9 protein-coding genes are annotated in these 13,805 nt (G+C 72.9%); 4 read left to right on the forward strand and 5 right to left on the reverse strand.

Features of this window, described 5'->3' with window-relative positions; translation table 11 throughout:
* Positions 1-4: 4 nt before the first annotated feature.
* The gene (locus ABD987_RS06040; protein ID WP_345387813.1) at positions 5-1,153 is read left to right on the forward strand and encodes a serine hydrolase domain-containing protein; all 1,149 of its coding nucleotides are present in this window, start codon (positions 5-7) and stop codon (positions 1,151-1,153) included.
* Between the two features lies 1 nt (position 1,154).
* Here the strand turns inward: ABD987_RS06040 and ABD987_RS06045 are convergent, their stop codons facing one another.
* Positions 1,155-1,694 carry a Uma2 family endonuclease gene (locus ABD987_RS06045; RefSeq protein ID WP_345388271.1) on the reverse strand — a complete coding sequence of 180 codons (540 nt, stop codon included), beginning with the start codon at positions 1,692-1,694 and terminating at the stop codon, positions 1,155-1,157.
* A gap of 559 nt (positions 1,695-2,253) precedes the next feature.
* On the opposite strand from ABD987_RS06045, the gene ABD987_RS06050 reads away from it, so the two are divergent.
* The gene (locus tag ABD987_RS06050; RefSeq protein WP_345387815.1) at positions 2,254-3,915 is read left to right on the forward strand and encodes a TIGR04141 family sporadically distributed protein; all 1,662 of its coding nucleotides are present in this window, start codon (positions 2,254-2,256) and stop codon (positions 3,913-3,915) included.
* Here ABD987_RS06050 and ABD987_RS06055 read toward each other — a convergent pair.
* The gene (locus ABD987_RS06055; RefSeq protein WP_345387817.1) at positions 3,912-5,306 is read right to left on the reverse strand and encodes a WS/DGAT/MGAT family O-acyltransferase; all 1,395 of its coding nucleotides are present in this window, start codon (positions 5,304-5,306) and stop codon (positions 3,912-3,914) included. The two genes, ABD987_RS06050 and ABD987_RS06055, sit on opposite strands and share 4 nt — an antisense overlap.
* Positions 5,307-5,370: 64 nt before the next feature.
* Here ABD987_RS06055 and ABD987_RS06060 point away from each other — a divergent pair, with 64 nt between their 5' ends.
* Positions 5,371-6,612 (forward strand): alpha/beta hydrolase fold domain-containing protein, encoded by a 1,242-nt coding sequence (locus ABD987_RS06060; RefSeq protein ID WP_345387819.1) that lies wholly within the window; start codon positions 5,371-5,373, stop codon positions 6,610-6,612.
* Between the two features lie 257 nt (positions 6,613-6,869).
* On the opposite strand, the gene ABD987_RS06065 is transcribed toward ABD987_RS06060, so the two are convergent.
* From ABD987_RS06065 to ABD987_RS06075, 3 genes are all read right to left on the reverse strand, one after another.
* Positions 6,870-8,051 (reverse strand): SWIM zinc finger family protein, encoded by a 1,182-nt coding sequence (locus tag ABD987_RS06065; RefSeq protein WP_345387821.1) that lies wholly within the window; start codon positions 8,049-8,051, stop codon positions 6,870-6,872.
* Positions 8,051-10,795 (reverse strand): DEAD/DEAH box helicase, encoded by a 2,745-nt coding sequence (locus tag ABD987_RS06070; protein WP_378214050.1) that lies wholly within the window; start codon positions 10,793-10,795, stop codon positions 8,051-8,053. Before ABD987_RS06070 ends, ABD987_RS06065 begins: the two co-directional genes overlap by 1 nt.
* Positions 10,796-10,865: 70 nt before the next feature.
* Positions 10,866-12,977 (reverse strand): acyl-CoA dehydrogenase family protein, encoded by a 2,112-nt coding sequence (locus ABD987_RS06075; RefSeq protein WP_345387825.1) that lies wholly within the window; start codon positions 12,975-12,977, stop codon positions 10,866-10,868.
* Between the two features lie 180 nt (positions 12,978-13,157).
* Here ABD987_RS06075 and kstR point away from each other — a divergent pair, with 180 nt between their 5' ends.
* Positions 13,158-13,799 carry a cholesterol catabolism transcriptional regulator KstR gene (kstR, locus tag ABD987_RS06080; RefSeq protein ID WP_345387827.1) on the forward strand — a complete coding sequence of 214 codons (642 nt, stop codon included), beginning with the start codon at positions 13,158-13,160 and terminating at the stop codon, positions 13,797-13,799.
* The last annotated feature ends 6 nt before the right edge of the window (positions 13,800-13,805 follow it).

Here is a 13,805-nt window from a genome sequence, read left to right on the forward strand (position 1 = left end):
ACCGATGACCGGTCTGCGTGACGTCCTGGAGAAGCACGTCGGTGGCGCGGGGGCGCCCGGCGCGGTCGCGCTGATCGCGCGCGGCGACGAGACCGAGGTGGCGGCCGTCGGCACGCACGACGTCGAAGGCACCACCGCGATGGCCCGTGACTCGATCTTCCGGATCGCCTCCATCACCAAGCCGATCGTCGCCGCGGCGGTGATGACCCTGATCGAGGACGGCGGCGTCCGGCCGGAGGACCCGATCGGGAAGTGGCTGCCGGAACTGGCCTCCCCCAGCGTCGTGCGCACACCGGAGAGCCCGGTCGGCGACGTGGTCCCGGCCGACCGGCCGATCACGGTGGCCGATCTGCTCGAGTTCCGGGCCGGGTACGGCTTCGCGGCCGATTTCTCCCTGCCCGCGGTGCGCACGCTGTTCGAACAGGTTCAGGCGAACCCCATCGAACCGGCGGGCTTCCCCGCACCGGAGGAGTGGCTGGCGAAACTCGCCCGCGTACCGATGCTGCACCAGCCGGGCGCGGCCTGGCTGTACAACACCTGCTCCGACCTCCAGGGCCTGCTGATCGCCAGGGCGTCCGGCCGGTCGCTGCCCGAGTACCTGGCCGAGCGGATCTTCACGCCGCTCGGCATGACCGACACGGGATTCATGGTGCCGCCGGAAAGCCGCGCCCGGCTGGCCCGCCTCTACCGCCCGGGCGGCGACGGCGGTCCCACGCCCGTGGCCACCGCCGACGAGAGCTGGCACACGATGCCGCGCTTCCCCTCCGGCGGGGGCGGGCTGGTCTCGACCGCCGACGACTGGGCCGCCTTCGGCCGCATGCTGCTGGGCGGCGGGGTCCTCGACGGGCATCGCGTGCTCTCGGCCGAGTCGGTGCGGCTGATGACGACCGACCACCTGACCCCGGCGCAGCGGGAGGCCGGCACGCTGTTCCTGGAAGGACAGGGCTGGGGTTACGGCGGCTCGGTGGACGTCGCGGCCGTCGAGCCGTGGACCGTGCCCGGCCGCTACGGCTGGGTCGGCGGCACCGGCACGACCGCGCACATCGTCCCCGCCACCGGCACGGTCGCGGTCCTGCTCACCCAGCTGGCGATGGAGACGCCGGTGCCGACCACGTTCATGCGGGAGTTCTGGCGGTACGCGGCGACGGCGTGAATCAGTGTGGCGAGACCAGGTCGGCGGGGCGGAGCGTCAGCGCGTACGGCTTCTCGAGCCGGACCTCGTCGCCCCCGCGGCCCTCGCCCACCAGCGCGTAGGACTCACCGGCGAGGTCGAAGCAGCTCAGGCTCGGCACCCGCGGGTCGATCACCCAGTAGTGCGGGCAGCCCGCCGAGGCCAGCCGGGCGGGCTTGAGATGGCGGTCGATGTGCTCGCTCGAAGGCGAGACGACCTCGACGGCGAGCACCGGCACACCGACCAGCGCGCGGTCGGTGAAGCTGTCCCGCCTGCCCACCACGACGTCGGGGATGAGCACCGTGTGCTCGTCGAGCACGACGTCCACCGGTGCCGGGAGTACCTCGCAGTCCGCGGGACACCCGGGGGTGAGCGCGGCGAGCAGGCGCGCGACCACCCGCTGGTGCAGCGGGCGCGGGGACGGGCTCACTAGAAGTGTCCCGTCGACCAGTTCGTACCGACGACGTTCATCGGTGATCAACTCCAGGTCCCGACGGGTGAGACGGTCTCCGTGCGCGAACATCGGGACGGTCTCCATGCTGCCCCCACCACCTGCCAGGACGGGAATGGACTCGGCCAGCGTAGTCGTGCACGGGCCGCAGCGCTAACCCGCTCACCGAGGCGGTCCTGCTCGACCGGACCATTGTCCCGCCGCCATTCCCGCCGTCGCCGTCACCAGGCGTGCGCGCCATTGTCGCGACCCGCCCGAACAGAGCAGAATAACCGGTTACGGCGTCCATTCGAGTAAAGATCGAGAATTCCCGATTACGCCATTCGCTGTCGTCCCGCTGGTTACTCGATCACCACCTCGCGGACTCCTGACCAGTGTGGACACTGCCCCGAAACCCGCCGGGTCCGCGATTTCACGCCGTCGGCGAAGTGTACCGCGAACATAGCGGGGAACTCACGACGGGATAACGACGAATCCGCGTTCAACCGGATTTCACCGATTGGGTTCCCGCCCGGGGCTCGTTCGTCATCGGCGGTGACGATCACCGGCGTATTCTGGAGCGAGGCAGTTGACCGTGCCCACGCCACCGATCACCCACGGTGTCTCGGTGTACGTACGACCGGGTGGTTCCATGGCCGCTTCGCCCGCCCCGAGCAAACCCGCCTCCCTCTTCCGCCTCGACGGCACCGAAGCCGAGACGCTGGTGTCCCTCCGGCCCGAGCAGGTCTCCGTCGACACCGCCGTCGACCTCTCCGGCACCCCCGCGCGGCTGGTGGCCGGCGCCTTCCACACCGAGGTCCCCCAGTGGATCCCGCACGCCGCCTCGCTGACCGGCAGCGAACTCGACCTGTCCGCCGAACTGCCCTTCGCCGTGCTGCTGGTCCCGCGTCCACCGTGGACATACGCGGTGACCTGGGGCGCCGGGCATCTGGCGCTCAACGACGAACACGTCGAGCAGGGTTTCGGCCTGATGTTCGGGATCCGGCGGCTCGACCCGTTCGACCTCGGGCTGATCGCCAGCGCGGCACTCGACGCGTCGGCGCGGGCCACGCAGATCTCCATCCCCGGCGGCGGCGACCTGTCCGCGTTCCGGCTCGAACCCTACGGCGAGCTGGTCAACCGGCTGGCGGGCGCGGCCGACCTCACCGAGCTCACCTACGGCCGGGTCACCGGGAAGCGCTACCGGATCCGGGTCGGCAACGCGCTGTGGGTCCCGCTGGCCAAGGAACCCCGCGCGTTCCTGGCCGACCTCGACGCCGTCGGCGCGGTGGTGGACGAACCGGACCGGGACTCGGCGCTGCGCTTCATCGCCCAGACCCGGCCGCTCGACCGGCACCACCGCCTGCTGCCCACGCTCGAAGACCGGCTCGCCGGGGCACTCGGCGGCGAGGAGAACGGCGCGCTGGGCCTGGCGTGGCCCGCGACGGCGGTCCGCGAGGCGGAGCACGCCGGGTCGTTCCGGGTCACCGGGCTCGGCGCGGGTGGACCGTTCACCGTGGCGGGACGGCTGGACCTGGAGCATCTCACCGGCCGTCTCGCCACGCTCGACGCCGAGAAGCGCGTCAAAGCCCTGCGCGCGGGGCGTGTCGTCACCTGCGCAGACGACGCGGGCGAGGAGGAGTCCGGCGCCGCGATCCCGGCCGCGAAGTGGGTGGTCTTCGAGACCACGATCGACCACGTCCGGTACGTGTTCCACCAGGGCCGCTGGTACCGGATCGGGGAAACCTACGTCGAGCAGATGCGGGCCCAGGTGGCCGCGCTGCTGGCCCGGCGCTACCCGTGGCCCGAGGTGAAGTGGACGCCCAGCGGCGAGCCCGACGACGAGCATCGCTACTGCCGGAAGGTCGCCCGCGAACCCGGCTTTCTGTGCCTGGACAAGGATTTCGCGACCACGCCGCTGCACCCCCGCTTCGAGCTGTGCGATCTGCTCGGGCCCGGTGGCGAGCTGATCCACGTCAAGTGGCTCGGCCGTGCGACCGCCGCGAGCCACCTCTACACGCAGGCGCTCGTCTCGGCCGAAGCACTGCGGGACGAACCCGACGCGCTCGCCCAGCTCGCCGCGAAGGCCGCGGCGCTGGATCCGGCGCGGGTCGTCACCGACCCGCCGGGGACCGTGGTGCTGGCCGCCGCCGGGCGGTCGTGGCACGTCGACGAACTGTTCACGTTGTCCCAGGTCGCGTTGCTGCGCCTGGACCGCGCGGTCCGCGCGCTGCGGGCCGAGCTGCGCTTCGCCGACATCCCGTACGCGCCGAAGTCGCGGACCCGGGCGAAGGCCGCGAAACGCCGGCGTTAGGCGGGTGCCGCGCCGAGCAGTTCGGCGAGCGCGCCGGGCAGGGCGTCGGCGAGCGGCCAGAGATCCTTGACCAGCTCCTTGGCGCCGAGCAGCCCGACGTCGACCCGGTCCGCGTTCGACAGCACGGTGATGTTCAGCCCGGCGCCGTGGAACACCGGCCCCAGCGGGTAGAACCCGGTGATCCGCGCGCCGAGCAGGTACAGCGGCATCGGCGGGCCCGGCACGTTGGAGACGACGAGGTTGTGCACCACCGGATGTTTTTCGGCCAGCCGCAGCGCCGAGTACGCGCGCACCGCGAGGCCGAACATCGACGCCGCGGAGAACTGCGCCCAGTCGGCCAGCATGTCCGCGTCGATGTCGTGGTGGTGTGCCTTGGACAGCCGGTTCGCCTCGGCCAGGAAGAACACGCGCGCGGCGGGATCGGGCAGATGGGTCGGCAGCGAGGCGAAGAACGCGGACACCTTGTTGCTGCCGCCCTCCCGCTCGGTGCGTTCGTGCACCGACACCGGGACGGTGGCCACCAGCGGATCGCCGGGCAGTTCGCCGCGCTCGTCGAGGAACCGGCGCAGCGCACCGGAAACCAGCGCGAGCACGACGTCGTTCACGGTGACGCGGAAGGCGTTCTTGACGCGTTTGACCTCGTCAAGGTCGAGTGTCGCGTACGCGACGCTGCGGTGCCCGGTGATGGTCCCGTTGAACGAGGTCCTCGGCGCGGTGAACGGCACGGGCATTCCCTTGCCCCGCAACGCTTTCCCCAGCCAGCCCGGTACGAGACCGACCAGGTCGGGCAGCAGTTTCGCCAGCTCGTAAGGACGTTTGACGACCGTGGTGAGCCCGGAGCGCAGCAGGTCGAGCCTGCCGGGCATGAGCCCGTTGTGTCGTGCGGCGGGTTCGATCTCCGGCGGCGGCGCGTCCGGGGAAAGCCCGGCGAGGTACGCGATCAGGCTGGCGCCGCTGACACCGTCCACACTGGCGTGGTGCATCTTGATCAGCACCGCTATCCCGCCGTCGGCCAGCCCCTCGATCACGTAGAGCTGCCACAGCGGACGCGCCCGGTCCAGTTGCTGGCCCGCGATGTGCGCGCACAGCTCGGCCAGTTCGGCGCGGTCGCCGGGCGCGGGCACGCCGATGCGGTGGACGTGGTGGTCGAGGTCGAAGTCCTCGTCCTCCACCCACACCGGATGCCCGACGTTCCAGAGTGGATTGTGCAGTTTGCGGCGGAACGCCGGGATGAGCAGGACCCGTTCCGCCAGCTGCCGTTTGAACTCCGCGAACCGGTACCCGCCCGGCATCGTCGAGCCGTCGAGGGTGATCAGGCCGCAGACGTGCAGGACCTGCGAGGACGTCTCGAGGTAGAGGAAACTCGCGTCCAGCCCGCTCAGTCGCTGCATGGCGCCAGCGTAGGCCAGATCGAGTGACCCGGCCGCCGGGCGCGCGGCGGGTAGCATCGGGCGGGTGCAGCCGAACTTCCTGACCCGCCGCGCGATCCAGCTCGCCCTGACGGCCAACGCCGTGCGCCCGGTGCGTTCGAAGCGCGCGACGATCCCGTTGTTCTTCGCGGGCTGGCTGGCCGACGAGCTGGCGCCCCAGCAGCTCGCGCTCACCGCCGCCGACACGGCCGTCCACCTGGCACGCCACGGGGCCCGCCGCCCGTCCGACCGGATCGGGCTGGCGCTGGCCGGGCTGACCGCCGCCGGGCTCGGCGCGCTGATCACGACCGCGCAGCGCGCCCGCGGCGAGGTCGAGGAGGCGCTGACCACCGCGCTCGGCGAGGACTACGGCGCGCGGCTCGCGCATCCGCCGAGCCCGCGTGACCTGGCCACGCCGTGGGGTCAGCTCGCGCTGCCGTTCCGGATGCGCGACCCGGAGGTGGTCGTCGAGCGGAACATCGCCTACGCACCGGGTGGCAAGCGGTACCTGCTCGACGTCTACCGCCCCCGCCGTCCGGTGTCGGACGCGCCGGTCCTGCTGCAGGTCCACGGCGGGGCCTGGGTGATCGGCAACAAGGAGGAGCAGGGCAGGCCGCTGATGCTGCACATGGCACGGCGCGGCTGGGTCTGTGTCGCGATCAACTACCCGCTGGCACCGGCCGCCCGCTGGCCCGCGCACATCCTCGGCGTCAAACAGGCGCTGATCTGGATCCGCGAGCACATCGCCGCCTACGGGGGCGACCCGCGGTTCGTCGCCGCGACCGGCGGCTCGGCGGGCGGGCACCTCGCCGCGCTGCTCGCGCTGACCGCGAACGACCCCGCCTACCAGCCCGAGAACCCCGATGTCGACACGAGTGTGCAGGCCTGCGTCCCGCACTACGGCGCCTACGACTTCGCCGCGACCACCGGTTCGCGGGCGAGCACCTTTCGGCGGGACCAGCTGCTGGCCCGGCGGGTGTTCGCCCCGGACCGCGACCCGGTGAACCACCTCGGCGACTACATCGCGGCGTCCCCGCTGGACCGCATCACCGACGAGGCGCCGCCGTTCTTCGTCATCCACGGCAAGCACGACTCGCTGATCCCGGTCCGGGAAGCCCGCGAGTTCGTGCGGCGGCTGCGGGAGAAGTCGAAGGAACCGGTCGCCTACGCGGAACTGGCCGGGGCACAGCACGCGTTCGACGTGTTCCCGTCCATCCGCAGCGCGCACGTGGTCCGCGGCGTCGAACGCTTCCTGGAACACGCCTATCGGAGCTGGGCCTCGCGGTAGCGGCGCCCCGGCGGCCGTCCGCACGAGCCGGGTGGCCCGGGCGGCGTGCGTGATCGGACAGCGCACTCGCGTGATCCGGTAGCGAACTCGCGTGATTGAGCGGCGAACTCGCGTGTACCGGGACGGACGGCTCGCGTACTTGGGCAGTCGGCTCGCGTACCTGGGTGGTCGGCTCGTGTGATTCTGTGGCGTACTCGCGTGATCAGGCGGCACACTCGCGTGATTGGACGCGTAACTCGGGTACCTGGGCGGTCGGGTCAGGGTGGGTAGGTGAGGTTCAGGGGGTCCTCGGACGGTGGGGCGTCCAGGTGCCAGTCGGGGCCTTCGCGGACGAAGCGGTACCAGTGCGCGTCGCGGCCGTAGCGGAGCTGGACCTCGCCCCGGGTGACCCGGTTGCGCCAGATCCTGACCTCGCCGGGCAGGCCGGACTCGGCGAGTTCGGCGCGGGCCCGCGCGAGCGGGCCGGGGCCCGGCTGCCAGGGTTCCCGGAGCGCGGCGAGGCCACCGCGGCCCCCTTCCCGCCAGGCGTGTGCCCAGCGGGCCAGCTCCCGGGGCGTCACCTCCCCGGCCGCGGCCAGCGCGGCGAGGTCGCCTTCGGCGCGGGTGGCGGCGCGGCGGGCCAGGTCCTCCTCGAAGGTCAGCTCCGTCCCGGCCGGCGCGCCGTGGACGAGCAGGTCGCGGGCCAGCGCGGCGGCGTCGGCGGCGAGCGCGGCCAGCCCGGCGGCGGTCCAGCCGGTGCTCACCGGCGGGTCGAGGTCGAGCACGGCCGGGGGCCCGGCGGCCTCGGGAACCGGCGGCAGCGGCGGTACCTGCCCCACCCGGCGGCCGTAGGCGGCACGCGGGGTCAGGCCCGGATTCTTCTTCCGGGGCAAGGGCTTCCCGGACTTCCCGGCGCTGTCACCGCGTGGCGCGCGGCGGGCACGCAGTTCGGCGAGCACGTCGTCGCGGGGCCTGCCACGCAACAGGAACAGCACGAACGGATCGGCGTCGACCTCGTCGGCCACGACGTAGTACACGGCCGCGACGTGCTTGCACGGATTGGCCGGGTCCGGGCAGGAACACCGGGGGCGCAGATCGCCGGGGCCGGGCAGCAGATCGGCCCCGGCCTCCCGGGCCCGGTCGGCCAGTTCCTCCGGCAGCTCGCCGTCGAGCAGCGCCGCGGTGTGCCCGAGCCGGGTGCCCGCGACACCGAGCAGCGCGTCCCATTCCGGCGCGGTGAACTCCCGCATCCGGATGCTCACCCGGTACGGCGACGGGCGGCTCCCGCGCACCCGCGCGGAGATCTCCCCCGCGCCGAGCGCCAGCTCGCCGACGGTGCCCTTGCGCGCGTAGGTCCGTCCGCGCGGCAACCGGTTCGGATCCAGCTTCGCCCGTTGTTCCAGCGCTTCGACCCAGGCTCGCCCCCACCAGGTGCGGCCGAACGTCCGCCGTGGCGGCATCAGCCGGAGCCCAGGCGGACCAGATCGGCGAGCTGATCGTCGGACAGCTCGGTGATCCAGTCCTCGCCCGCGCCGACGACCGCGTCGGCCAGCCCCCGCTTCTGTTCCAGCACGGCCGCGATCCGCTCTTCCAGGGTCCCTTCGGCGATCAGCCGGTGCACCTGGACCGGCCGCTCCTGGCCGATCCGGTACGCCCGGTCGGTGGCCTGGTCCTCCACCGCGGGGTTCCACCACCGGTCGTAGTGGATGACGTGGGTGGCCCTGGTCAGGTTCAGTCCGACCCCGCCCGCCTTGAGCGAGAGCAGGAACACCGGGACCTCCCCCGCCTGGAACCGCTCGACCATGTCCTCCCGCTCGGCGGGCGTGTTCTTCCCGGACAGCAGCGCCACCGGCAGCCCGCGCTCGGCCAGCCTGCGTTCCAGCAGCTCGCACAGCTTCACGTACTGGCTGAACACCAGCACGCTGTCCCCCTCGTCGAGGATGACGTCGAGCAGTTCCTCGAACGCGGCGAACTTGCCCGAGCGCCCGGTCAGCGTGCCGCGTGGCTCCTTGAGGTACTGGGCGGGGTGGTTGCAGATCTGCTTGAGCTCGGTGAGCAGCTTGAGCACCTGACCGCGCCGCTGCACGCCCTCGGACTCGCGGATCAGCGCGAGGTTCTCCCGCACCACCGCCTCGTACAGGGTGGTCTGCTCCGCGGTCAGCGGGACGAACCGGTCGGTCTCGGTCTTGCGCGGCAGCTCCGGCGCGATGTCCGGATCGGTCTTGCGGCGCCGCAGCAGGAACGGCCGGACGGTGGCGGCGAGCCGCTCGGTGACCGCGGGGTCGTGATCGCGCTCGATCGGCCGGGCCACCGTGCGGCGGAAGCGGTCCAGCGGGCCGAGCAGCCCCGGCGTCGTCCAGTCCACAATGGACCACAGCTCGGTGAGCCGGTTCTCCACCGGGGTCCCGGTGAGCGCCACCCGCGCCGACGCCGGGATCTTCCGCAGCTGTTTCGCCGTGGCGGACAACGGGTTCTTGACGTGCTGCGCCTCGTCGGCCGCGACCAATCCCCAGTCCACTTCGGACAGCGCGGCGTGGTCCCTGCGCAGCACGCCGTAGGTGGCGAGCACGACCTCACCGGGCAGCAGCTCGTCCAGATGCCGCTTGCCGCCGTGGAACCGGCGGACCGGGACCCCTGGCGCGAAGCGGGCGAACTCGCGTTCCCAGTTGCCCAGCAGCGAGGTCGGGCACAGCACCAGCGCCGGGGCGGCCGAGGATTCCCGCCGGCGCAGGTGCAGCGCGATCAGCTGGATCGTCTTGCCCAGCCCCATGTCGTCGGCGAGACAGGCGCCCAGCCCCAGGCCCGTCATGGTGGCCAGCCAGGCGAGCCCGGCGCGCTGGTACGGGCGCAGCGTGGCGTGCAGGCCGGGTGGCGGTTCGACGGGTTCCCCGGCCCGCGCCCTGATCCGCTCGGCGAGCCCGCCCAGCACCGGCGGCGCGGTGAACTCCACGCGTTCGCCGTCCAGCTCCAGTTCCCCGGTCAGCGCGGCGGCCAGTGCCTGCGCGCCGGTGAGCGTGCGCTCGCGCCGGGCGCGCATCCTGGCCAGCAGCCCGGGATCGACCCGGACCCACTGCCCGCGCAGGCGCACGAGCGGACGCTTCGCCTCGGCGAGCGCGTCCACCTCGGCGTCGGTCAGTTCCTCGCCGCCGAGGCTGAGCCGCCAGCGGAACTTCAGCAGCCCGTTGAGGTCGAACACCGGACCGGTGACGCTGCCGGGCTGCTGGGTGGCCCCGGCCTTCGCCTTGACCTCGCCGCTGAACAGGCCCTTCTGCCACAGCACCTCGATCCCGGCGCCGCCGAGGTCGCGGCTGCCGTCGGTGAGCAGGTCGACGACCTCCTCGTCGCTCAGCGGCAGTTCGGCGGGCGCCGGTTCGGCCAGCACCTTCCCCAGCGGCGCCCACGCCCGCGCGCCGCGACGAAGGCCGAGCAGCAGCTGCGTCTCGACGCCGTCACCGAGCCGGTGCAGCACCGCGTCCGGCGCGTCCCACAGCGTCGCCGCCTCGACCACCAGGCTCGGCTCCGCGGTGCTGCGCACGGCCAGCACCCCGGCGAACGTGGGTTCCGGGCCCTCCTCCTGCCGGGCTTCGACCCGCAGCAGGAGCTGGGCACCGCGGGGCTGGCGCGCGTCCAGCTCGGCGAGCCAGGCGGCGCCGTCCGCGCCGACCAGGGTCGGCTGGGCCGCCGCGAACGCGGCGGGCCCCTCGGCGGCCGGGGTGCGCACCAGTACGTCCGCGGTGGCGTCCCACAGCGCGCGCACGAGTGACTCCGGGGAATGCAGCCGGACCCGTTTCAGCCCGGACAGCGGCAGCGCGTGCGCCTCGGGCGGCAACGCGCCGGCCAGGCCGCGCAACAACTCCTCGTCCCGCGCGTCGAGCGGGCCGACCCGCCACGAGCCGACCCCACCGGGCGAGACCGAGGGCCGCAGCCTGCCGCGCGCGACGAGGTTGACCCCGGCGTTGACCGCGGCCGACCAGGCGGCCACCGCCGGGCTCGCGTCCTCGCCGACGACCAGCAGCCGCGGGATGGCGCGCGCCATCGGGACGACGTTCGCCGCGACCTTCGCGCGCCGGAACTTCTTGCCCTCCGGTAGCACGAGCTCGATGGCGGTGTCGCCCTCGACTCCTTCGCCCCACAGCGCCAATACCCCGTCTCTCGGCGGATCCGAGGGGACGTAGGTGGCCTGGGTGCCTGCTGGGAACTCCACGCCGTGCACGGTATGCCACGGGTACGACAAACGGCGGTACCGCACCCGCCGGGCGGCCCGGCCGGACGCCTCAGCGGGGCAGGCCGAGCAGCCGTTCCGCCGTGAGCGAACGCAGCACCTGGGTGGTACCGCCCGCGATGGAAAGGCAGCGGGACACCAGGAACTCGTGCTCCGCGGCCGCCGCTTCCCCGCCCGCCACGAGCACGTCGGTGCCGTGCAGGTCGAGCGCGAACTCCGCGACGTCCTGCCGGTGCCGGACACCGAGCAGCTTGCGGACACTCGATTCGGCGCCGGGGTCCTGCCCGTCGAGACGCCGCAGCGTCGCGCGGAGGTCGAGGACCGCGCACGCGCTCCCCTGGCCGATCAGGCCGCCGAGCCGGTCCCGCGCGACCTCGTCCAGCCGCACGGGATCCAGTGCCGCCACCAGGTTTTCCACGCCCTCCCCGACCGAGGAACCGCTGCCGAGCGCGACGCGTTCGTTGGCGAGCGTGGTGCGTGCCAGCCGCCAGCCGCCGTCGATCTCCCCGACGACGTCGGTGTCCGGCACGAAGACGTCGTCGAGGAACACCTCGTTGAACACGGCCTCGCCGGTGATCTCGCGCAGGGGCCGGGTCGTGATGCCCTCGGCGCGCATGTCCACCAGGAAGTACGTGATTCCCTTGTGTTTGGGGGCTTCCGGGTCGGTGCGGGCCAGGCAGATGCCCCAGTCCGCTTCGCGCGCGAGCGAGGTCCACACCTTCTGCCCGGTGATCCGCCAGCCGCCGTCGGCGCGGCGCGCGGCCGTGCGCAGTGAGGCGAGGTCCGAACCGGCGCCGGGCTCGCTGAACAGCTGGCACCAGGTCAGTTCCCCGCGCAGCGTCGGCAGCGCGAAGCGGGCCCGCTGTTCGTCCGAGCCGTGTTCGAGGATGGTGGGCACGGCCCAGGCGCCGACGACGAGGTCGGGACGGCGCACGCCGGCATCGGCGAGCGCGGCGTCGATGCGGAGCTGCTCGGCGGCGCCCGCGTCCCGGCCGTACGGGGCGGGCCAGTGCGGCGCGAGCAGACCGGTGTCCGCCAGCGCCGTCCGCTGTTCTTCCGTTGGCAGGCAAGCGATCCCGGCGACCTGTTCGCGCAGCGCGGCGTCCTGTCCGACGTCGACGGCGAGGGTGCGGCGCGTACCGCCGACGGTCAGATCGGCCGCGCGGCGGCGCCAGCGTCCCGACCCGCCCAGCCACCGTCGCAGCGCGATCGCGCGGCGCAGGTACAGGTGCGCGTCGTGCTCCCAGGTGAACCCGATGCCGCCGAGGACCTGGACACAGTCCTTGGCGTTGTCGACCGCGGCGTCCAGCGCGACCGACGCGGCCGCCGCGACGGCCAGCGGATGCCCGGTGGCGGCGGCGTCCCAGGCGAGCGCCTCGGCGGCCTCGGCGCGGCTGAGCATCTCCGCGCACAGGTGCTTGACCGCCTGGAATGCCCCGATCGGGCGACCGAACTGCTCCCGGACCTTCGCGTATTCGACCGCCGTCGTGAGGCACCAGCGGGCGACCCCGGCCGCCTCCGCGACACCCAGCGTCGCGGCGAGGTCCGTCAGGTCGCTGCCGGACACCGGCAGCACGGCCTCGGCCGCGACCTCGACGCCGCTGAACCGGACCCGGCCGAGCGGACGGGAGAAGTCGAACGCCGTCACCGGCTCCACCGTGACCCCGGGGGTCCCCGGCGCGAGCGGGACGTACCCGCCTTCGCAGGGCACCAGCAACCAGGACGCGGGATGCGCGTCGAGTACCGGTCTGCTCTCGCCGTCCAGGATCAGAGCGTCGCCCGAAGTGGTGAACACCGCGTCCAGCACGACCGCGGCGTGTGCGGTGCCCTCGGCCAGTGCGGGCAGGATCTCCTTGGCACACGGGCGATCCGGGTCACCGGCGAGCAGCAGCCCGGCCAGCGCGGTGCCGAGCACCGGGCCGGGCACCAACGCCTCGGCGGCGGCCGCGATCCCGGCGGCGAGGTCGGCGGGCGTGCCACCCGCGCCCCCGGCGTCCTCGGGGAGCGCGACGCCGAACAGCCCGAGCTCGGCGAACCCCGGCGGGACCGTCGCGCCGCAGGTGGCCTCGGCGGCGCGGACGACGTCGACCGGATGGCGTGCCGCCGCCCAATCCTGGATGGCGGCGGCCAGCGCGGCCTGTTCTTCGGTCAGCGCGACCGGCATCGGCGACCTCCTCGCGGTAGCACCGGAACAAACTACTCACGAGTGTAGAACGTGTTACAGTTTTTCGGCCAGTGGGTCACCAGTCGGACAGTCCGCCAGGACAGGTACGCTATGCCGGAGAACTGGAACAAGTTCCGAAGAATCCCACAGGAGCCTCTTCGGGAGAGCGGGGAGAAGCCAATGCCAGGAAAGGCGAAGGCGCCGGTGGCCGCGAAGGGGCGCGGCAACGGGCTGAGCGGCGCGGGCACCGAGGAGCTGGGCTCGGCCGCCCAGCGCGACCGGCGGCGCCGGATCATCGACGCGACCCTCGCGCTCGCCGCCAAGGGCGGGTACGACGCGGTCCAGATGCGCGCGGTCGCGGAGAAGGCCGACGTCGCGCTGGGCACGCTGTACCGCTACTTCCCGTCCAAGATCCACCTGCTGGTCTCCGGGCTGGCCAGGGAGTTCGAACGGGCGCAGGAAAAGCTGGAGCGCTCGGCCATCCCCGGCGACACCCCGGCCGAGCGGCTGATGTTCGTGCTCGGCCGCAACACCCGGCTCATGCAGCGCGACCCGCACCTGACCGAGGCCATGGTGCGCGCGTTCATGTTCGCCGACACCTCGGCCGCCGCCGAGGTCGAACAGGTCGGGCGGCTCATGGAGAACATGTTCGCCAAGGCGATGGGCATCTCCGACCCGACCGAGGCCGACCGCGACATCTTCCACGTCATCGCCGACGTCTGGATGGCGAACCTGGTGGCCTGGGTGACCCGCCGCGCGTCGGCCGCCGACGTCGCGCACCGCGTCGAACTGTCCGTGCACCTGCTGCTGGACAAGAACTAGCTACGG

The organism is Amycolatopsis samaneae (assembly GCF_039541975.1).
Classification (GTDB): domain Bacteria; phylum Actinomycetota; class Actinomycetes; order Mycobacteriales; family Pseudonocardiaceae; genus Amycolatopsis; species Amycolatopsis samaneae.

What these genes read in the sequence shown, in the direction of transcription:
- ABD987_RS06040 (WP_345387813.1), top strand. Translation starts at nt 5, where the DNA reads ATGACCGGTCTGCGTGACGTCCTGGAGAAGCACGTCGGTGGCGCGGGG.
- ABD987_RS06045 (WP_345388271.1), bottom strand. Translation starts at nt 1,694, where the DNA reads ATGTTCGCGCACGGAGACCGTCTCACCCGTCGGGACCTGGAGTTGATC.
- ABD987_RS06050 (WP_345387815.1), top strand. Translation starts at nt 2,254, where the DNA reads ATGGCCGCTTCGCCCGCCCCGAGCAAACCCGCCTCCCTCTTCCGCCTC.
- ABD987_RS06055 (WP_345387817.1), bottom strand. Translation starts at nt 5,306, where the DNA reads ATGCAGCGACTGAGCGGGCTGGACGCGAGTTTCCTCTACCTCGAGACG.
- ABD987_RS06065 (WP_345387821.1), bottom strand. Translation starts at nt 8,051, where the DNA reads ATGCCGCCACGGCGGACGTTCGGCCGCACCTGGTGGGGGCGAGCCTGG.
- ABD987_RS06075 (WP_345387825.1), bottom strand. Translation starts at nt 12,977, where the DNA reads ATGCCGGTCGCGCTGACCGAAGAACAGGCCGCGCTGGCCGCCGCCATC.
- kstR (WP_345387827.1), top strand. Translation starts at nt 13,158, where the DNA reads ATGCCAGGAAAGGCGAAGGCGCCGGTGGCCGCGAAGGGGCGCGGCAAC.